The 21,075-nt window shown below is 59.3% G+C and carries 15 protein-coding genes; 11 read left to right on the forward strand and 4 right to left on the reverse strand.

The annotated features are described in order from the left end of the window. Position 1 precedes the first annotated feature (1 nt). Complete coding sequence (locus tag FJ972_RS25980) at positions 2 to 1,219, forward strand: glycosyltransferase family 4 protein (RefSeq protein ID WP_140498434.1); 1,218 nt, start codon at positions 2 to 4, stop codon at positions 1,217 to 1,219. Positions 1,220 to 1,508: 289 nt separating this feature from the next. Then, the gene (locus FJ972_RS25985) at positions 1,509 to 3,572 is read left to right on the forward strand and encodes an acyltransferase family protein (protein WP_181171809.1); all 2,064 of its coding nucleotides are present in this window, start codon (positions 1,509 to 1,511) and stop codon (positions 3,570 to 3,572) included. A gap of 98 nt (positions 3,573 to 3,670) precedes the next feature. Here FJ972_RS25985 and FJ972_RS25990 read toward each other — a convergent pair whose 3' ends face one another. Next, on the reverse strand, positions 3,671 to 4,549 hold the full coding sequence (locus FJ972_RS25990) for a sulfotransferase domain-containing protein (protein WP_140513519.1): 879 nt from the start codon (positions 4,547 to 4,549) through the stop codon (positions 3,671 to 3,673). 330 nt (positions 4,550 to 4,879) lie between these two features. Between FJ972_RS25990 and FJ972_RS25995 the strand changes: the two genes are divergently transcribed. Further along, positions 4,880 to 7,144 (forward strand): nucleoside-diphosphate sugar epimerase/dehydratase, encoded by a 2,265-nt coding sequence (locus FJ972_RS25995; RefSeq protein WP_226880442.1) that lies wholly within the window; start codon positions 4,880 to 4,882, stop codon positions 7,142 to 7,144. A 20-nt stretch (positions 7,145 to 7,164) separates the two neighbouring features. After that, the gene (locus FJ972_RS26000) at positions 7,165 to 8,619 is read left to right on the forward strand and encodes a hypothetical protein (protein ID WP_140525320.1); all 1,455 of its coding nucleotides are present in this window, start codon (positions 7,165 to 7,167) and stop codon (positions 8,617 to 8,619) included. A gap of 105 nt (positions 8,620 to 8,724) precedes the next feature. Here FJ972_RS26000 and FJ972_RS26005 read toward each other — a convergent pair whose 3' ends face one another. Further along, positions 8,725 to 10,065: an O-antigen ligase family protein gene (locus FJ972_RS26005; protein ID WP_181165376.1), complete on the reverse strand. Its 1,341-nt coding sequence runs from the start codon at positions 10,063 to 10,065 to the stop codon at positions 8,725 to 8,727. Positions 10,066 to 10,344: 279 nt separating this feature from the next. Here FJ972_RS26005 and FJ972_RS26010 point away from each other — a divergent pair, with 279 nt between their 5' ends. Beyond that, on the forward strand, positions 10,345 to 12,642 hold the full coding sequence (locus tag FJ972_RS26010) for a GumC family protein (protein ID WP_140581298.1): 2,298 nt from the start codon (positions 10,345 to 10,347) through the stop codon (positions 12,640 to 12,642). Between the two features lie 36 nt (positions 12,643 to 12,678). On the opposite strand, the gene FJ972_RS26015 is transcribed toward FJ972_RS26010, so the two are convergent. Together FJ972_RS26015 and FJ972_RS26020 are read right to left on the reverse strand one after the other, a co-directional pair. Next, the gene (locus tag FJ972_RS26015; RefSeq protein WP_140498441.1) at positions 12,679 to 13,809 is read right to left on the reverse strand and encodes a glycosyltransferase family 4 protein; all 1,131 of its coding nucleotides are present in this window, start codon (positions 13,807 to 13,809) and stop codon (positions 12,679 to 12,681) included. Between the two features lie 66 nt (positions 13,810 to 13,875). Further along, a complete protein-coding gene (locus FJ972_RS26020) occupies positions 13,876 to 15,096 on the reverse strand; it encodes a glycosyltransferase (RefSeq protein ID WP_140525318.1) in 1,221 nt (406 codons plus the stop codon). A 143-nt stretch (positions 15,097 to 15,239) separates the two neighbouring features. On the opposite strand from FJ972_RS26020, the gene FJ972_RS26025 reads away from it, so the two are divergent. Genes FJ972_RS26025 through FJ972_RS26050 form a run of 6 tightly spaced genes read left to right on the forward strand, consistent with a single transcriptional unit; the run spans position 15,240 to position 21,075 of the window. Continuing rightward, the gene (locus FJ972_RS26025) at positions 15,240 to 16,601 is read left to right on the forward strand and encodes a polysaccharide biosynthesis/export family protein (RefSeq protein WP_140525317.1); all 1,362 of its coding nucleotides are present in this window, start codon (positions 15,240 to 15,242) and stop codon (positions 16,599 to 16,601) included. Further along, positions 16,598 to 17,260, forward strand: a complete 663-nt coding sequence (locus FJ972_RS26030) for a sugar transferase (RefSeq protein ID WP_140498444.1) — start codon at positions 16,598 to 16,600, stop codon at positions 17,258 to 17,260. The genes FJ972_RS26025 and FJ972_RS26030 overlap by 4 nt, the downstream gene beginning before the upstream one ends. After that, positions 17,257 to 17,934: a PIG-L deacetylase family protein gene (locus FJ972_RS26035; protein WP_140498445.1), complete on the forward strand. Its 678-nt coding sequence runs from the start codon at positions 17,257 to 17,259 to the stop codon at positions 17,932 to 17,934. The genes FJ972_RS26030 and FJ972_RS26035 overlap by 4 nt, the downstream gene beginning before the upstream one ends. Before the next feature lie 22 nt (positions 17,935 to 17,956). Then, positions 17,957 to 19,132: a DegT/DnrJ/EryC1/StrS family aminotransferase gene (locus FJ972_RS26040; protein ID WP_140498446.1), complete on the forward strand. Its 1,176-nt coding sequence runs from the start codon at positions 17,957 to 17,959 to the stop codon at positions 19,130 to 19,132. After that, entirely contained in the window at positions 19,129 to 20,139 is a 1,011-nt protein-coding gene (locus FJ972_RS26045) for a thiamine pyrophosphate-dependent dehydrogenase E1 component subunit alpha (RefSeq protein WP_140498447.1), read from the forward strand. The genes FJ972_RS26040 and FJ972_RS26045 overlap by 4 nt, the downstream gene beginning before the upstream one ends. A 3-nt stretch (positions 20,140 to 20,142) precedes the next feature. Continuing rightward, positions 20,143 to 21,075 carry an alpha-ketoacid dehydrogenase subunit beta gene (locus tag FJ972_RS26050; protein ID WP_140498448.1) on the forward strand — a complete coding sequence of 311 codons (933 nt, stop codon included), beginning with the start codon at positions 20,143 to 20,145 and terminating at the stop codon, positions 21,073 to 21,075.

Below are 21,075 nucleotides of genomic sequence, written 5' to 3' on the forward strand. Positions count from 1 at the left end.
GATGGTTGGAGGAGCTAGCCAAGGGCCGATACGGGTTTGCTTTCCATTTATCGGTGATGATGTCGGTGGAAGCCACATCTCGGCGCTCAAGCTCATCCAGAACCTCGATACATCGAAGGTCGTTCCGATTCTGGTGCTTCAGGAAACGGCCGGGCCTCTGGCGGCCTTTCTGCAAATGGAGGGCCAGCCCTTCACGGGTTTTCCGCTGCCGACGACTTCGCCTGGAAAGGGAATAATCCCCGGCGATGTCATGACCTATCTGACCAGTACGCTTCCGCGCATGCGGCGTTTCATCAAGGAGCAGAAGTTCGATATCGTTCACACCAATGACGGCAGGACGCATGTGAATTGGGGCATTGCGGCGAGGCTGGCAGGTGCTCGGCTGGTTTGGCATCATCGCGGCGACCCCGACGCCAAGGGCGCTAACGTGCTTGCGCCGCTCATCGCGCATCGCATGGTGACGGTGTCGCGATTTTCGCGACCGCGGCATCCGATCAGATCCCTCAAGGGACGGCTCAGCGTCATCCATAGTCCCTTCGACCATCCGTCGACTGTGCCTGACAGGATCGCGGCCAAGGCCGCACTTCTGGACGAGCTAGGCCTTGCACCAGGAACACGCGTCCTGAGCTTCATCGGCGGGCTGATCGAACGAAAGCGGCCGCTCCTCTTCATCGATATCCTTGATCGTTTCGTGCGGGAGCATCCGCAAATCCCGGTCGTCGGCTGCGTGTTCGGGAATTCACCCGCGGGCTCGCAAGATCTTGAAGCGGCCGCCCGCGTGCGCTGCGCCGAGCGCGGGCTCGGCCAAACGGTGCGCTTCATGGGTTTTCGCAACCCGATCGAACCTTTCCTCGCGGCAACGGATGTTCTGGTGGTTCCCGCCATGGGAGAGCCCTTCGGCCGAACCCTTATCGAGGCGATGTTTCTTGGGACGCCGGTGGTTGCAACCGATCATGGCGGCAATCCGGAAGCTATCGAGAACGGGCGGACCGGATTTCTGGTCACACCGGAAGACGCCGGGGCCTTCATGGAGCCGCTATCGCGGTTGCTGTCCAATCCGCCGCTCTGGGCCCGGATCAGCGATGCAGCCCGCGACCACGCCTTCTTCTCCTACAGCACGCACCGCCATGTCGAAAATGTCATGAAGATCTATGACAGGGCGCTTTGCTCCCGCAAAGCCGGCTTGGCGACCGACCTAACCAGCGAAATCGGCGGTTAAAGGATTTTCGCAATGCGGGTGAGCACATCGATTTCCTTGTCATCGGAGCCGCAAAAAGCACAACGACCTGGCTGCAGCAGCAGCTTCAGGCCGATCCGAGCGTCAGCACGCCGGCATCCTGATAGACGCATCCAAGGGAAGGGCCTCCTTTGATATGAGTGAGTTTCACGAAAAGTCAGCTGCGCCATTGACATATGGTTCCCTCGGCATTGATCGAGGTCTGCCGTACGAAGCCCATCATCCTGCTCGCAATGCGAACCAAGACACGGGAGCTGCCCAGAGTGGGATCGTGGCCACGACCCCGGCCGGTCAAGTTGGATATCGCCGCGAAATTGACGGCCTGAGGGCGATCGCAGTCGTTCTGGTGATCCTCTACCATTCAGGGCTTCGCGTCGCGGGCCTTGACCCCTTTGCGGGCGGTTTTATTGGCGTTGATGTCTTTTTTGTTATTAGCGGCTATCTGATTGGCTCGATTGTACAGCGGGAAGTCATGGATGGGACTTTCTCGTTCGCCAATTTTTACGAGCGTCGCGCGAGACGGATCCTACCTGCGCTGTATACCGTCTTAGCAGTAACGATCCCCTTCGCTTGGCTATATATGCTGCCGAGTGCCTTTAGAGACTATTCGGCGAGCCTTTTGGCAACCGTGTTTTCAGCCTCCAATCTATATTTCTGGCATGTTGCGAGCTATGACGCAGCCGACAATCTTTTTCGTCCATTAATTCACACCTGGAGCTTGGGGGTCGAAGAACAGTTCTACGTGATCTTCCCTTGCTTTCTTCTACTGGTGTGGAAATTTTCTCGGAAATTTTTAACAGCCATCCTGTGCATTGGGCTCGTCGTTTCGTTCATTCTTGCGGAGTGGATGACGCGGCATTTCCCGGACGCATCTTTTTTTCTACTGCCAACCCGAATCTGGGAACTAGGGTTGGGGGTGTTTCTGGCAAGACGTGAATTGACTGGCGGCCGGCTTGTGTCGATGCGCTCTTCGCGAGTCGCGCCTGCGGTCGGTTTGGCGCTCCTGATCTGCTCGGTGCCGCTGATGAGGCCGCAGTGGCATCACCCAGGACTTGTAACGTTGATCCCGGTTGCAGGAACGGCATTGCTTATCTGGTATACAGGGCACGGCGATCCCATTACACGAGCGCTTTCCTCCCAGCCATTTGTATTTGTCGGCCTGATATCATATTCCCTCTACCTTTGGCACCAGCCGATATTTGCTTTCGGCAGATTGAGTGTGACCAATTCTGTCGATGGAACGATGGTATTTTGTTGGATTTTGATGTCTGTCATACTTGCCACTGCGACTTACCGCTTCGTTGAGATGCCGACTCGCAGCAGAAAGCGAACCAGCAAGCGCGTTATATGGCTGATTGCCTCACTGGGGGCCGTGTTACTCAGCGGCGGCGGATACTACTGGTATGTCCAAAATGGCATGCCAAGCCGTTTTGCGGACGGCCTGGCCCCGATTGCCGCTGCATCCGATATTCGCGAGGCTCAGATCTTTCAGAACGGGAAGAGCTGTCTCAACTTTGCGCCTGAACAGGGCCCTTGTACCTTTCATGGCTCGAATCCCGAGGGCTATGCTCTTGTTAGTTTAGGTGACTCTCACGCTCGCACTCTGCTTGGTCCGATGCGAGACAGCCTCGATGACTACCGAGATATCGCCTCGTTCACACCGCTCAATCGAGGCGGCTGCGTATTTCTCCTCGGTCTGCAAAGGGTTGACGTGGACCAACCGGGTTGTCCAGGCGACTACAATGACAAGAGGCTCGACTACGTAGGCAGGCTGAAGCGACCGATAGCCGTGCTCTTGTGGCGTCTCCCCATTCTCGTGGAGCAGAGCCGTTACAACAATGGCGAGGGGGGAATCGAGCCGGGCGACGATCACCCGCATTTGGCCAAGCTGGGTGAAACCGGGCCCGCCGATCCGGCTGCAGTCGCCACGGCCATTTCCCGCACCATAAACACACTTCTGGAGCGCGGGGTGAAAGTTGTCTTAGTCTATCCTGTCCCGGAGATGGGTTGGAACGTCCCGCAGGTGCTTCTCATGCGGGCCAGACGCCAGAACGATCCTGCAGCTTATATGCAGGCGGACCCGATTTCGGTTTCCTACGGGGATTTCCGCCGGCGAACGCAACGGACATACGCATTATACGATAATGTCGGATCCGATCCAAATCTCGTGCGTGTGTATCCGGAGAAGGCCTTCTGCGATCAACAGCGCTGTTTCGCCAATCGAGGCTCTCAGATTTTTTATCGGGACGATAACCATCTCAGCGAGACCGGGGCGTCCAAGCTCAACGTTTTGATCATGGACGCCATCAAAGCACGGTGGGGAAATGACCGATGACAGGCGAAGGAAGAGCCGTGGACTTTTTCGACCGGGAAGTCTTATGCGACGTCCCAGCACGGAAGCGACAAGGCTTCCCCTTGCAGTAGAGCTCGACGCTATGCCTTGCGGTGGTATATTTCGAAATACGGGTCCAAAGAGCTGGAAATTCTCTCATCCATGTAAGCGATCTCGTCTCTGTTGAAATAGTCGACATAACCGCCAATTTTACCCCGGCGCACCTTAAAACTGTCGGGATTCGACTGGTCCGTCGGGCGCATTCTTTCGTGACCGAAAGCGTCTGCCATTTCGATCTTTCGCAAATTCTCGAAAGAGCCAAAGGTTGTCGCCTCATCGAGGATCATCTCCGGCACGCCCTGAATGCCCAGAAAATCTAGCGCCGTGCGAAGCGCCGATTTTGGAGCTTGGCGCATATGTTCGTAGGACAGCATTTGAAATGCCTTCACCTTATCGCGGTTGTGCGCCCAAGCGTTGTAGAACGCTATGATGGAATCAATGCTGCCGACATCCTGGGCAAGAAACTCACTGATCGTTCCGTCAAACACCTTCATTCGGTGCGTTGCGTCGAAATAATATGAAACAAGCACGTCTCTCGGATCCCGAACCAGAAATAGGATCTTTTTTCCTGAATATTTTGACTTATCGACCTGGATTTCGCTGGGACGCTTAAGGTTTGGGCTGTCGTCGTGAGAAAAGCCGATGCAGGGAATATTCGATGAGATCTTCCAGAAATGCTGGATTTCCATCGGATTCTGCAGGTTAAGGCCGTAGTGTTTGTCGATGACGCGGCCAACCATGGTGCGCAGCCACGTTCTACCGCATTTCGGGTATGAAAGCACAAAGGAGTCTCGCGACCAAAAGATCATCTGGCGGCGCAACGCTCCCAGGGGACCCGAGTAGCGTATTTTCTTTGGAACGACGGCTTCGCCAAGGAAAAAGGTAGCGTCGCGAAGATTGTTCTTCAACTGTCCGAGCATAGAAAGCTTCCTCTGCTAGCGTGAGTTTGGCGCATTGGCGGCGTCAACAATGAAGTGCCCGAAGAACGGGACCGCCGGACCGAAACTCAAGCGACCATTTTAATCTCCGCCATTGTAAGCCATTGCGTCGGTGCAGCGAGACCTAGCTAGCTGGCTGGCCCGGACTGATGGGAGTACCTCTTTGGATTAACGCGGCAAAGTCCGCTTGCAGTTCCGATAGCCCCCCCATGCACAAAAGCATGTGTTGCTTAGAAAGCGGGTAAAGCGCCCCATAGCAGCGATAAGATCGTAGCCTCGAATCCGAACGATTGCAGGCCAACCTGTTCTTGATTGAGCAAGGGACTGGCAGGCACGGATTTGTGCCTGCGAGTTCAAACAGCCGCATCTCTTGACGCGCTCTCTTGGGGCGCGGCGGCTAAGCTTTGTCGAGGTCTAGAAATGAGCCAGTCAGATCAGCCGTTTGAGGCAATCAGTCCACTGGGAGGCCAATCCCTTTTGCTGGCCACTGCGATCGCTCTCGGCCGTCTCGTCAGCAAACCGCGGACGATTGTTCATGTGCTGTCTTACTTGCGCCGGCGGGTGACCGGGCGCGCCAAGGCCGTTGGCAAGAACCTTCATCTCTACATCATCGATCTGGCCCTGGCGCTGGCGGCACTGTCGTTTGCTTCATTCATGCGATTGGGCCTTGATGGAGAATTCACCGGTCCGGAAAGCCACGCTTCGTTGCTCTTCGCACTCCCTTGCTTCCTGCTTACATGCGCCGTGGTCTTCCCGGTGACTTGCCTCTACACCCGCAACTGGCGATATGCTTCTGTCGGCGACATGCTCGGTATCGTTCGCGCGGCATTCGTCACATCGCTGGCCTTCGTGTTCCTGATGTTTGTGGCTACACGGCTCGATTCGATCCCGCGCTCGGTGATAGTGATCCAGTTTCTGTTGCTCGTGCCGCTGCTTATTTCAGTTCGCATCCGCTCCAAGCTCGTTGAGCTAAGCCGCTTTGGTCCGACTGCGAACAGAGCGAGAAACGGACGCGACGTGGTCCCTGTGCTGCTGATCGGTGCAGGCGATGCGGCCGATCTTTATATTCGCGCGCTGCAGCGGGATCCGAATGCACGCCATTGGCCGGTCGGCGTGCTCGATAATGGCGCAACGACAGAGGGCTATTTCCTGCGCGGCGTGCCGGTTCTGGGCAGCATCGAAGACTTCGACATGGTCATCGGCGATCTGGAAGGTCGCGGCATCAAGCCCCGCCACGTGATTTTCACCGAAAGGGTGCCTGGCCTCGTCGACCCGATGCTTGAAGCGCTGATCGACCGGGCCGACCGTCTGGGCATCGCTGTCTCTCGCCCCGCCCCGGTCCTGGAACTGCGCAATCCTAAATATCAGAGTCGCTTCGACTTGCGCCCCATCGAACTTACCGACCTTCTGGAGAGGCCGCAGGCGGTTCTTGATAAAGATGCGTTGTCCCGAATGATCGAAAACAGGCGCATCGTCGTCACCGGCGCCGGAGGCTCGATCGGCGGAGAGCTCACGCAGCAGATTGCCGCGCTCGGCCCCACCGAAGTGGTCCTGATCGATAACAGCGAGTACAATCTGTACGCCATCGATCTGGAATTGGCGGAGAAATTCCCTAATGTGCGCCGGAAGCCATATATCTGCGACGTACGCGACCCTGTTCGCCTGGGCGAGATTTTCCGACGCCATCGCGTCGACCTGGTCTTCCACGCGGCGGCGCTCAAACATGTGCCGATGGTCGAGTTGAATCCCTGTGAGGGCATTCTTACCAACGTCATCGGTACTATGAACGTGGCAGAAGCGACCCGCCTTTGCGGCGCCAAGGCAATGGTCCAGATATCCACCGACAAGGTTGTGAACACGACCAGTGTCATGGGCGCTACCAAGCGCCTTGCGGAACTCTACTGCCAGTCCCTGGACCTCGCCTTCACCGCCGGCGATACCCCCGTCCGCTTCATGACCGTTCGTTTCGGCAATGTTCTGGGTTCAAGCGGGTCGCTGATCCCGCTGTTCAAGCGCCAACTCGCCCACGGCGGTCCGCTGACCGTGACCGACATGGAGATGAAGCGCTTCTTCATGACAATACGCGAGGCGGTTGAACTGACCTTGCAGGCATCGGCCCATGGTCTGGAGAAAAAACTCGGACAGGGCGAAATCTTCGTTCTCGACATGGGTGCGCCAATCAAGATCATCGACATGGCGCGCCGCATGATCAAGCTCGCGGGATTTCGGCCGGATGAGGACGTCAAGATCAAGATTGTCGGCTGCCGGCCGGGAGAAAAGCTGTTCGAGGAACTCTTCGACGAAAGCGAAAGACGTGTCGACGTTCCGATTTCCGGAGTCTTGGGCGCCGTGCCCAACGCGATGCCGCTTGACACGCTTCGCAAGGGATTTTCGCAATTGCGTCGCTTGGCGAGGGCCGGCGACACTGAGGGAGTGTTAAATCTTGTTGCGGATATGCTTCCCAGTTACCGCAGAGAGGAAGCCAAGCCTGCGGCGGCGGTGACGGCGCCCTTCGTGCCTCATGTGATCCTCGGTTCAGCCAAGGCAACCACGCGTCCACACGAGGCGGCCGCTTGAGGCCCAGCGGGAGCGCTGCCGTGCTAAGGCATATTGCCTCGGCTCTGTTTGTCGCGCTGTCGTGCGGCACTGCACTGGCCGGGGCGCCTCAACCTCAGCCGACAGTGGCCGAGGCACGGAAGGCGGTCGAGGCTGCCGGGGCCTATTTCCGCGATCATCTCGGTGTAGCGGGAACTTATGTATGGAAATATTCCCTCGACGGCCAAAAGAGGGTGGGCGAGGGCGGTACCGTGCCCGCGAGCGTTGGCTGGGTGCAGCCGCCTGGTACGCCGGCTGTCGGCGCTGCGTTCCTGCGCATTTTCGAGGTTACCGGCGACAAGCAATGGCTTCAGTCTGCCCAGGTCGTGGCAACCGCTCTGGTCAAGACTCAGCTGGAGTCCGGCGGATGGTTTTACAAGATCGAGACCGACCCGCAAAAGGCGGCGACATGGTGCTACCGCGCACTGAAGTTGGGCGGGAATACCTGTCGCGATATCAAGGACAATCCGCAACGCAACGAGACTGTCCTCGATGACAACAACACACAGAGCGTGCTGAATTTTCTGATGTGGTTCGACCTGGCGAGCGGCGGTTCGGATCCGGACGTCCGTTCCTGCATCGACAGGGCGCTTCATCGATTGATGCGGGTGCAATACCCGAATGGGGCCTTCCCGGTATTCTTCAAGGGAGTCGCGCCTGGGGCGGATGTAAAGGCTGCGGCCAAGGCGAGTATTCCGGCCAGTTGGTCTCACGAGTGGCAGAAGCCTGATCGTCCGCCCTATTTCATCATCAATGACAATCTTCCCCGCGATATGGGTCGTCTCTTTCTCAACGCCTACCGCACATATCACGATCCCGCATATCTCAAGACGGCGGAGAAGGTCGGTGATTTTCTCCTTGCAGCCCAGTTGCCCGCGCCACAACAGGGCTGGGCTCAGGGTTACGATCGTTCCATGCAGCCGGTTTGGGGACGCAGGTTTGAGCCGCCAGCGGTCGTCTCGCGCGAAACCGCCGGCAATATCGATTACCTGATCGAGTTGAACGAGCAAAACAGGGATGCGCGGTTGCTGCACGCGGCGACGACTGCAGCCACCTGGCTACAGGCGGCGCGCCTGTCCGACGGCAGTTGGGCACGTTTCTACGAACTCAACACCAACCGGCCGCTTTACATCGATGAGGGCGGCCAAGTGACGTTCGACGACATGGACCTCCTGAAACACTACGGCATGAAAACCGGTGCAGAGATCGAGCCGGTGTTCGCTCGGCTCGAGAGTGCAACGCGGGGGCAGAGAGTTTCACGTCAACGACTGTGGATCAGTGCCGCGGATGAGTTGAGTACTGGCGAACTGAATTCAAAGGTGCGTCAGCTCGTCGACAGTCAGGATACCCAGGGACGCTGGGTTGAGGGCCGGTTTATCGAGGGAGAAGACTTCGTCGAGGGCGTGTTCGCCCTCGCTCGTTTCATCTCCGCGCAAGCATCAGAGCCGGCGAAATAGCTTCTATATATCGCTCGCTCTTGCCATGGGGAGACCCTGACCAGATCTTCCGGGTGCGCCGATTTTAGCCTTTGTAGAAGCTGGAAAGCTCGGCTGGTGGGCCCCTTAGATCGGCCTGCGTAGGAAAGGCCGCGAACGACCGTACTTGGAGCGAGTACCGCGAAGAAAGCGCGTGACCGTTCTTGAAGCTGGGCCGTCGCGCAAAATCGCAACACTGGGCGCCATTCCAAGCAGCAGAGGCACGAGAAAGAAACGACTGTAAAGATGCGGTAGCGCATTTGCCAGCGCCGCGAAGAGGAGAACTGTCGTCGCCGTGCAAATGGCGGATACCTTGCCTTCACGACTCCGAGCGGCAAGGATGGCGATGGTGATGCCTGCCACGAGCAGGAGCAGAAAACCGATGAATCCGGGCAGCCCTGCCTCGACCCATATGAGGAGGTAGGTGTTGTGGACCGGGGCGTGCAATTCGCTGACCTGCCGATACTGGTCGGCACCGATACCAAGCAGTGAATTATTGTCCGCTTTGCCAATGGCCTCATGGATGAGCCGCATACGGTCTGCAAACGTGCCAGCCTCATCGAGGTCACCATTCTGCAGCGCATTCAGCACGCGGTGTTGGAAGACCTCGGGCAAGAAGTCGCGGCCCCAGGTAACGGCAATGAAGAATGCGGCGAGCGAGGTCACCGCTAAAGAAATGATGCGGCGCCACGAGCCCGTCGCGACTACGAAGATGGTGACCGCAAAGACAAGGCCGATCAGGCCGGTATTGGATCCTGTCAAAATAATGCCATAACCAAAAAGCGGCAGTCCGACCCAAAGCCAGCGAGGCCTTATGCAACCTGACGCCACCAGCCACAACATTAGCGGGACAGAGAGCGCTATCAGCGTTGCGCACTCATTCTCGCGTTCCACCCAACCCTGGAAACGACCATTGCCGCTGACAAAGACGGTGCCGCGTTGCTTGAGGATGTCGATTATCACTATCCCCTGCAGACACATCACGGCGATCGAGCAAAGAAATGATTTCATCAAGAGAACGATTTCCGCCCAGGGCCTCGACACGATCATGAAGGCCAGGAGAAAGTAAGCGTACAGATATTGCGCCGAGATGATGAAGCCTCGCTGCGGATCTCCGTGGATCAGACTGCTTAGCAGCAGCATCCCGCATAGTAGGGCGATGCCGATATTCCATAGAAACGTCCCCGCGCCCAAGGGAGAGATCGAAAAGGATTTCCCGAGTATGGCTGCGAATACGGCCGCGAGAGCGAAGCCGTCGCTGATGGTAAAATAGAATGCATCAAACCGAAGAATATTGAAGGGCGTGAGAAAGACGGACGCCACGGCGAACCAGAGCCCGAGTCTCCCGGCTACCTCTGGCAACGATGTGACGGCCGGTTTGGGGCCGGGCCTTGTCCAATAATGGCGAGGAGCCCTGGCGTAGTTCATCCTCACTCCTGAATCTGCTTGAGAGTCCTTTTCGCCAGCCTTCATTGGGCCTGCAGTTCAGCCTATCTGCCAAGATAGGGCCCGGGCCGGTTACGCTATCCTTTTGGATGATGTCGCCTTTGCGGCTAAGCCTCTTGAGCGCGATTGCGGCCGCGCAACCATGTTAAAACTGTCGTCGCGGTAAGTCGCGAATTCGATGTTGGGTAGCCTCCAGGTCCGATGTGGCAGGGCCGGCTTGGACCAGTCGAAGACAAACAAAAAGGGGCGGGATCTGTGAGCTTGATAGACGACAACAGCGTGTGGAGCCGTCTGGAACCATTTCTTCAAGAGCCGATCGAGCCGTCGAAGGAACGCACTTTCGGCCCGCGCGAGCTCTACACGCTTTTCCGAAGGCGCCTCCCCTTGATCCTTGCGGTCGTGACTACCGGCACCGCTCTCGCGCTCATCACGGCCGTGGAACTTCCCAAGACGTACACCGCTCGCTCGATGATCGTTGTCGAATCCGACGATCCCAATCCTCTCGACACCGCACAAGCGCAGCCTAATCAACAGCCCGACAAGTCGCGAATGGACACCGAGGCGGATCTGATCACCTCTCGTGTCTTTGCCAGCCTGGTCGTCGACAGACTGGACCTCATCAAGGACCCGGACTTCAACACCTATCTGAAACCAGCCGCGAGCCGAGCTTCCCCTTCGGATTCGGGCCCTGGACTGCTGTCACAGGCCGTCGGCTTGATCGTCTCGATACCGCGAGCGCTATGGAGCCTTGTCGCCGGCGCCGACCCGCAGGATCCCGCGTCGCTGCCATCGAAGGGGGTTCAGCAAGATCGGGCGATTTCATCGTATCTGTCGAGCGTTTCGGTTGACCGGTCCGGAGAGAGCTCGGCGATGACGATCTCCTTTTTCAATGACGACGCGTCGAGGGCGGCCCTGATAGCCAATGCGACGGCCAAACTGTTCGTGGAATGGTCCCGGGACAACAAGCGGCAGGACATCAAGGACGCCGTTAGCTTTCTGAGGCAGCAATCGACGGAGCTTGCGTCACGGATAGCCGCCATAGAAGGCCAGATCGCCCAATATGCGCGAGAACACGGCGTATCCAGCGATCCACGCGATGATCTGCTGCGCGCCTCGATCCAGCAAAGCAACGAGCAGCTCAGCACCGCCAGAGGTGAATACACGCAAGCGCAGGCGCGCCTCGCCCAGGTCAGGCTGGCGGCCAAGACCGGCGACGCGGGCGCCAACGTCGATCCCCTGCTCTCATCGGACTTCCTGACATCCCTGCGCAACGACGAAGCGACGGCGATGAGGGATCGCGCGCAACTGGCCAGCAACTACGGGCGCAATCATCCCCTGGTCCAGGAGGCGGATGCAAAAGTAGCGGCCGTCCGCGCGATGATCTCTCAGGAGATGCTGCGTACGATCGCAATCTTGGAAAACGACGTCCGCGTCAACGAAGGCAGGGTCAACCAACTCGCCAAGACTTTGGAGGAGTCCAACGAGCAACTACGGCAAAGGAGCCTGGCGGAAGCGAAGCTTCGGGAACTGAACAACCAATTGTCGACCGAGCAGAAGCTCTACGACCTCGTATCAGGCAGGCTTGGCAGCCTCGATCCGTTTTCCGAGGCGGTCGAGCCCGGCGTGCGGACGGTTTCCGCTGCCGAGATTCCGACGAGCCCTTCCTTTCCCAAACTTCGTCTGATGACGGCAGGCGGTTTCGCCGCGTCGCTGATCCTAGCCCTGATCCTTGTGCTGACGCTTGAAAGCATGGATGTGAGAATACGCGAGTCACAACGGGTATCGAAGCTTATCCGTGCGCCACTGCTGGCGTCGATTCCGCAACTGCCCAAGAAATTCCTGCAACGCGCCACGCCTCCTCTTGAAACCTTGTTGTCGCAACCACGGTCGGCCTTCTCCGATGCCTTCCGGTCGCTGTACATGGCCTGCACCCGGATGAACGGTGGCCGGAGCAAACAGGTGATCCTGGTCAGCTCAGGACTACCACAGGAAGGCAAGACAACGACGGCCATGGGCCTCGCCGTGGCAGCTGGAATGGACGGCGCCCTGACAGCGCTGATTGATCTGGATTTGCGAACCCGCAGCATCCATAGCGCCATGCAGTTTGGGCCCGCCGACAAGACACTCAACGACTACCTACATGGTGGTTGCACCCTGGCAGAGATCGTTCAGACGCTTCCTGAAGTTCCGCGACTGGATGTGCTGGCGCCATCTGCCGACGACCAGACCTTGCCTGAATTCCTCAATTCCAGCCAATTCGCGAAATTGCTGGAGGCGTTCCGGCTCGAATACGACGTGGTGATCATCGACGCGCCGCCTGTGCTCGTCGTCGAAGACGCAATCAGGATTGCCGCCTCGGTGGATACCGTCGTGGTCGTGGCCGCGTGCGACAACACCACGCAAGAGGCTCTCTCCCAGGTTGTCGAGCGCCTGCGGTTCGCCGGCGGTCCATCGATCGGCTGGGTGTTCAACCGCGTCGACCCCTTCCGACAGGCCCGTGGTGCCCTGCGGAAAGCCTATTTGAAACGGCAGCAGATTCGTCGTTATTTTCCCGCTTGACCGCCATCGGCCGCGCGGCCGATCAGGCGCGGCCGACTATATCCCCATCGCCTCGAGCAGGGTTTGGTTCACCTTGTGAACATCGAACCGGTCTTCCGCGAGCTTTCTTGAGTTGGCGCCCATTTTTGCAGCGAGTTCCTCATCCTCGAGAAAAGCCCGCTGCGCCGAGGCGAGAGCTTCCACGTCTCGCGGCTCGACCCGGAAACCGTTCTCGCCCTCGATCACCGTTTCTTGACAGCCAGGGGCGTTGGTCGTGATTATCGGCCGACCGGTCGACAAGGCTTCCAGCGCGCTGCGGGGAATGCCCTCCCTGTAATAGGACGGCAACACGAACACGGTGGACGCGGTCAAATAGGGACCGACGTCGTGTGTTTCGCCGAGATATTCAACGGCGCCTTCCTTGGTCCACTGGTCCATTTCGGCTTTCGAGATGGAGAGGGGACTGGGATCGAAGGGCCCGAGAATCTGAAAGCGTGCAGCGCGATACTTGGTCTTCAGGATACGCGCGGCGGCAGCAAACTCGGCAATTCCCTTTTCGCGAAGCAAGCGAGCGATCAGAAGGAAGACGGGAGGCCCTGAAGGTGGGGGGCTTGCGGCAAACAGTGTCAGGTCCACTCCTGAACCTGGGATCATGATCACTGGCGTCGTCGCAGAAACCATCCCATGGCGCCGGATGTCGGAAGCGTCGGCGTCATTGTAAGCGAAAACTGCTTCGCAGCCGACCAGAGCCGAGCGGTAGAGACCAATACTCAACCGGCGCAAGATGGTTGCGCGCAGTCCCGTCATGCTGCCGCTGAATATGAAGCCGAAGCCTGTAAAGAGCGCAAACCGGCGCGGTACACGGGCAAGGCGGGCAGCCAATCCACCATAGATGATCGGCTTCATCGTATACGCCAGGACGATTTCGGGCGCCAAGCCGCGGATGAGCTTGTAAAGCGCCTTGAGCGTTCGCAAATCGGCCAGCGGACTGGTACCCGTCCTGGCCATCGGAATCTGTCGGAAGGTCACGCCAATTGCCTTGAGCCCGGCGATCGCCCGCTCATCTTCATCGGGGGCGAGCGCAATGACATCATGCCCCGCAGCGACCATGGCCTTCAACAATTCGAGACGAAAGTTGACAAGCGAACGCGTCAGGCTCGCAATGACGACGATGCGCTTGCGGCGCATCGCATAGTCCACAGGGGCGCGAGGAGAATCTCGACCATTCATGTGCACAGCAACCACCAGCCGCTCCTATCGGATATGGCGACGACGCCCTAGAGCTGCTTCGTAGAGTTCCAGGTGCCGGCCGACGTAAAGGGAAAGCGAGAAGTTCTCCATGACGCGACGACGCGCTTGTTGACCCAAGGCGCGGCGCTCGGCCGGTTCAAGGCTGACAAGCCTGATCAATCCGGCGGCCAGTGCTTCACTGTCTCCCGGTGGAACGACCACGCCGCTGTCGCCGACCAGCCAGCCGGAGTCGCCGACCGCGGTAACCACCGCCGGCACGCCGCTGGCCATCGCCTCGCCTACGGCAAGGGAAAATGCCTCGCCCCAAGCCGAGCAAAGCGCGTAGACATCGAAGCCCGGCATGAGGTCGGCGATGTCCGCGCGGATGCCCGGCGTGGTAATGCGGTCGTCTATGCCGAGCTCACGGGCGGTGCGCCGCACCGGGCCGTCGGCATGTCCCTCCCCGATAAATATGCCCTGAACGTCGTATCCCTGTTCCAGGAGCCGGCTGATGGCGCGGACCAGGCTAACCTGGTCCTTCATGGGATGGAAGCGTGCCACATGGCCGATCATCAGCCGTCCGGGCGGCAAGCCGAACAGGCGGCGCAGCTTCGCACCGGCGTCGGCCGAGGGGGAAAATTGATCGCAATCCGTCCCGTTCGGGATAACCACCCTTCGGCGCGGATCAAAGCCCAGGCGCTCGTGATCATCGGCGGCGACGCGCGAGCAATATGAGATCGCGCTGGTGCGCCTCGACAGGCGGGCCGAGAGCCGTATCAATTGACGCGTCAACGGTTTCTCGTCGGCGAGATCTCGAACCGTGTGATGGATGCTCCAGATGACCGGCGAGAAATTGAGCCCTAGCATCGAGCCGAGCGTTGCCGCGACGTTGCCGTGATACATCCATCCGTGAAGAAGATCGGGGGCCGCCCGTCTTATCGACCGCGTCAGCCGAACGACATCGCGCGGTCGCGGCCGTTCCGTCATGCCGAGCGAAACGAGCCCCGATCTTGTATATTCTACGTTTGCAGCCACCGGACCGGGTGAAAGCAGGGACAGAACTGAAGTCGAGAAGCGATTTTGGTCGACCTGGCCAAGAAAACGGGCAAGCATGACCTGAGCGCCGCCGACGTCGAGACTGGTAATGGTGTGAAGAACACTTGTGTGCACGCAGGCTTCCCAGCTGTCTGCAACGCTCCGCCCTGAGGAAGCATTCAATCGTCCGGCAGTATCCAGCCGCACCATACGTTGGTTGCAGTCGACATCCAGTTAGCCAAATTAGGTGGGAACCAGACCGAAGGTTGTCACCGCTCCACCAAAGGTATGACTCATTGTCCTCGCGCAGGTGTCGCTAGGGTCTTTGCAGGAAAATTCTATGGTGGGCTTCCATGGCATCTTATTGCAATGCGGCGCGGAGCAGGCGATCGACAGGCGCGTGGACCAGTACATTCCTTGCGAAAGCACTGGGATTCGCCAGTATTGCGATCCTTGCGGTTGCGGCGATTCTGATTTCCCAGCTTGATGCCTGGGCCGCGGCGGACGATGACTACAAGGTTTCGGTCGGCGATGTGGTGTCGTTTGACTTCATCGACGACGCGCTTCCCGCCGAACAACTCACGGTCGCCAGCGATGGCGCGATCAACATTCCGCTGATCGGCAGCTTTGAAGTCGGCGGCCTGACGGTGCCCGACGCCTTGAGTCGTATCCGTAAGGCATTCATCGAGCGTGAACTCTTCAATGACCCGCATATAGCTCTTGCGGTGGTGAGCTTCCGCCCGATCTTCGTCCTTGGGGATGTAAAGGCGCCGGGCTCGTTTCCTTACCAGCCGGCACTGAATGTGGAGCAGGCGGTGGCGCTTGCGGGCGGCCAGTCGACCGGGGGAGCCACGGCGGAGGATCGCGTCGTAACACGCGCCCGATTGCGCGGAGCTCTTGATGAAAGCGTGGTGGAGATCGCCAAGGAGGCGGTCGCCGCTGCGCGCATCAAGGCCCAATTGGCAAACAGCGACAAGATCTCGGAACTGGATCTGCCTGCCAAGATCAAAGGCCTCATGAACGCCAACTTGCTCGCGACGCTGCTTCCTACCGAGCAGCGCATCCTTGAAGCAGATCAACATGCGCTGACGACACGTCGCAAGCAGCTCTCGGCGGGGATCGAAGAAGTGAATGTTGCCCTCGCCAATGTTCAACAGCTTTCGGACATACAAAAGACAGTGATCGCTTCGGCACAGGCGGATCTCGATCGCATCAGGGGCCTTAACAAGAAAGGTCTCGTCACAATCACAGACCTCTCGAACGCCGAGCGCGAAGCGACCACGCAGCAATCCCATCTGCTTGAAATCTACAATCAGGCATCGACGGTGCGCCGCGAATTGAGCCAGTTGCAGCGCGACCTGGATGACGCCACCCAGACCTGGACACACACGGCGCTGACGGATCTCCAGGCCCACAACTCTGAAATCGAACGCCTGATCGCGGTTCGAGAATCGACCGAGGAACAGATCCTGCTGTTGAGCTCGCTGGCCGCGGAGCAGACACGCAGCAACAACTCCATCACGTTCACCTACCAGATCCGCCGCAAGGTAAATGGCCAGACCGCCACAAAGGTGGCGACCCTCGACGATCCGGTTGCGGCCGGAGATACGATCCTTGTGTCAATAAACCGCCTGGATAGCGCCCAGGACACGACAAGCCGTTCAGCCACTACCTTGGCGACGACCTCTTCCGTCCAGGTCGGACCGTCGCAATGATCGGCCTCAGCACCCCAACAGCACGTTCCGGCGGCTGGACTGCGCGCGTTCCGCTTGGCCGGGCCATACCAAGCCGTATCGCCGCGGTGATCCTTTTGGTTCTCAGCCTGCCGCTATGGCTCGTGGCTGCTGCCATTGTCTGGGCCAGTGTCGGCCGTCCATTGTTTTTCCGCCAGTCTCGCAGCGGGCTGGAAGGTCGCCCGTTCGTGATCTGCAAGTTTCGTACGATGCACGAAGGGCGAGACGGGAATGGCATGCTGCTCCCCGACGCTTTGCGTGAGACGCCGGCCACGCGATTGATGCGCTCCGTCCGCATCGATGAGCTGCCGCAGCTTCTCTCGATCGCCAGGGGGGACATGGCCTTCATGGGGCCCCGTCCGTTGCTCCCGGCCACCATCGCCGAATTCGGCGAGCTGGGGCGTATTCGCGGCACGGTCCGCCCCGGCCTGTCCGGATGGGCACAGGTGAACGGCAATACCCGCCTCACCAACAGCGAAAAGCTAGCGCTCGACCTCTGGTATGTGCGCAACCGCAGCCTGTGGCTCGATCTGCACATACTGGTTCTGACTGTCCAAGTGGCACTGTTGGGCGAACGTGTCGACCGCCGCCATGTCGACCATGCTTTGAAGGCTATGCCCGCCGGGACGGTCCGGCCATGAACCCAGCACTCGGTCGACTTCTGGTGATCGCACCGCATCCTGATGATGAGGTCCTGGGGTGTGGCGGCACGATAGCCCGGATGGCTGCCCAAGGCGCAGAAGTTCATGTCGCAGTGGTTACGCGAGGCAGCCCGCCCGCCTTCACAGAGGAGATGACGGAACGGGTTCGCAGCGAGGCCAAGGCGGCGCATGCCTGTTTGGGCGTGCAACAGACGCATTGGCTTGATCTGCCGGCAGCGCAGATCGCCGAGACGCCGCACGCGACGCTCAACAGGGCGCTGCTGACCCTGTTGCGGGATGTCGTGCCGGATACGTTGCTCATCCCTTTCGTCGGTGATGTGCACATGGACCACCAGCTGATCTTCCTGTCATCGCTGGTAGCGGCTCGCCCGACCCAATCTCAATATCCGCGGACGATCATGGCTTACGAGACCGTCTCCGAAACGAACTGGAATGCCCCCTATGTGACGCCGAGCTTCGTGCCGAACGTCTTCATAGACATCGCATCGACGCTGGACCGCAAACTCGAAGCTGCGTCGATGTTCGCCTCACAGATCAGAGATTTCCCGCATGAGCGTTCGATCGAAACCTTGCGGGCGCTTGCGATCGTCAGGGGCACCGCCGCCCATCTGAGGGCGGCCGAGGCCTTTGTCCTTCTGCGAAACGTCATTTGAATTCTAGCTGGAGTATTCTGCGATGAAACGCTGGCCAATCTACGACGAAGAACAAATAACCGATGTGGTAGAGGTTTTGCGATCCGGCCAGGTGAACGCCTGGACCGGCGACCATGTGAAGACCTTCGAACGCGCCTATGCGCGCAGCCTCGGCCGACGTCACGCGGTGGCGCTGGCCAACGGCTCGCTCGCGCTGGATCTTGCGATGAAGATTCTCCACATCGGCGCCGGCGACGAGGTGATCGTCACGCCCCGCAGTTTCGTCGCCTCCGCCGCCTGCGTCATGTTTGCCGGCGCCACGCCCGTTTTCGCGGATGTCGACCCGAGTTCGGGCAACCTTTCCGCCGAGACGATTGCGCCGAAGATAACGGCTCGAACAAAGGCAGTGATCGTCGTGCATATTGCCGGCTGGCCGTGCGACATGGCGCCGATCATGGAACTCGCAAAGCGCAGCGGCATAAAAGTCATCGAAGATTGCGCCCAGGCGCATGGAGCCGAATACAACGGACGACCGATTGGCTCCTTCGGCGACATAGCGGCGTTCTCGTTCTGCCAGGACAAGATCATCACGACGGGCGGCGAAGGTGGGCTTGTCGCAATGGACGACAAGAAATTGTGGCTCGCTGCCTGGAGCCTCAAGGACCACGGCAAGAACTACGATCTGGTCTTTGCCCCCCATAGGGCGACCGGGTTTCGCTGGCTGCATGACAGCATCGGCACCAACTGGCGCATGACATCAATCCAGGCAGTGCTTGGCTTGCGGCAGCTCGAGCGCCTACCCGACTGGACTCGCCAACGCGAGCGAAATGCCAGCATCTGGATGATGACGCTTGCTGAATTGCCGATGCTGCACGCGCCCCAGCTCGGTTCGGAGCATAAGCATGCCTGGTACCGATGCTATTTCTATATCAAGCCCGAGATGCTGTCCCCCGGATGGTCGCGCGACGAGTTGATTGCGGCTATCAATGCGGCCGGCGTCCCATGCTTCTCGGGAAGCTGCTCTGAGATCTATCTTGAACATGCCTTCGCGGACGCCGGGGTAGCGCCGCCCGAACGTCTGCCGATCGCACGGCAGCTCGGTGAAACGAGTATGGCTTTTCTGGTCGACCCGTCCTGGACGACCGAGGAGACCATGGCTGCCGCGTCGACGGCGCGGTCAATCCTTGTTACGGCTTCGCGCCAGCTCGAGGCAGCATGACAAAGGAACGCGCGATCAGGAAGGATGAAACCGTTCTAGCGTCTTCTCTGGCAGAGCTGCAGATAGTGACGTCGTCAGCAGCGCGGAACCTCACTCTTGCCCCTACAGAGCGTGGTTTGCTCGGATTCGAACTGCCAGCCGCGGTTCGATTTTATCAGCAGATGATGCTCATCCGGCTCGTGGAGGAGCGCTTGCTCGATCTTTTTTCCCAAGGTCTCCTGTTCGGCACGACGCACACGTCCATTGGACAGGAAGCCAATGCGGTTGGCGTGATAAACGCTCTTGACCGGGACCGCGACATTGTCTGGAGCAACCACCGCTGCCACGGTCATTTCATTGCCTATTCGGGCGAAGTCGAGGGCCTGATAGCCGAGATCATGGGGCGTGTAACCGGCATTTGCGGCGGACGCGGCGGCAGCCAGCACCTGTGCTTCCGCAACTTCCACTCCAATGGCATCCAAGGAGGCATCGCACCCGTCGCAGTTGGTAGTGCGCTGGCGCGAAAGGACGAGGGCGCCGTCGCAGTGGTGTTCCTCGGCGACGGCACGATGGGCGAGGGAGCCGTATACGAGAGCCTGAACCTTGCGTCTGTTTTCGCCGCCCCGGTGGTCTTTGTGATCGAGGACAACGAGATCGCGCAGACGACGCCCAAGCATCTGACCGTCTCCGGTTCGATCGTCGCCAGGGCCGAGCCGTTCGGCGTCCGCACATTCGCCTATGACGGCAACGATCCGATCGCGATATATGAGCTCGCCCAAGAAGCCGTAGGCTATGTACGCGCCGAATCCCGCCCTTGCTGGCTCTACTTGCGAACCGAGCGGATCGGCCCCCACAGCAAGGGAGATGATACGAGGCCGGCGGAGCGTCTTGAGCAAGCTCGAGCCAGAGATCCCATACCCCCGATGCGCCGGCGCGTTGCCAACGCCGATGAGATCGACGCCTACTGCCTGAATGTCGTGGACCGCGCGGTCGAATCCGCCGCCGCGGCCGCCTTGGCGCGGGGTTGATCCATGCGTGTCGTCGAATCTATCAATCGCGCGCTACACGATCTCATGGGAGCCGATCTCCGTCTGGTGATTTTGGGTGAGGATGTTCTTGACCCCTACGGTGGCGCCTTCAAAGTCACCAAGGGTCTTTCGTCAGCCTATAAGGACCGTGTCTGGACCACGCCGATCAGCGAAGGCGGCATTGTTGGCATGGCGGCAGGCATGGCCATCAAAGGCCGGCCTGTGATCGTCGAACTCATGTTCGGAGACTTCATAGCCCTTGCTGCCGACCAGATCATCAATCACGTCGCCAAGTTCCGCTGGATGTACAACGATCAGGTTGAGGTCCCCGTCATCATCCGCGCTCCCATGGGCGGACGGCGCGGCTATGGGCCGACGCACTCGCAAAGTCTGGAAAAGCATTTTTGCGGCGTGCCCGGGCTGACGGTGCTTGCCACTCACGAGTATGCCGATCCTGGCACGCTTCTGCATCGGGCCTTCGCGTCGCGATCCCCTCACCTGATCATCGAAAACAAGGTGATGTATTCCAGGCCCGTGCTCGGACCCGACGCGCTTCCACGCCCGGCGGATGCAGATGTCGTGATCCTGACATATGGGGGTTGCGTCGAGCACGCTGTCGCGGCCGCAAAGAAACTCGCGCAAGAGGAGGAAATCGCGACCACCGTGGTGGCCGTCGAACAGCTGTCGCCCTTCCCTGGCGATGAGGTCCGAAGCCAGGTCGGCAACTGCACGCGTGTGGTCGCGGTGGAGGAAGGCTCTCCCGGCTGGGGCTTCGCGTCGGAGTGTGCGCGCGCGCTGATCGGCCGGGTCAGGCACTTCAGCGCATTGACCGGGCCCGATCACCCCATTCCCTCAAGCCGCGACTGGGAGGACGATCTGCTGCCGGGTGTGAACGCCATCCAGGCGGCCTGCATCGAGCTGTTCCAGAAAGGCTAA

The organism is Mesorhizobium sp. B2-1-1 (genome assembly GCF_006442975.2).
GTDB lineage: Bacteria > Pseudomonadota > Alphaproteobacteria > Rhizobiales > Rhizobiaceae > Mesorhizobium.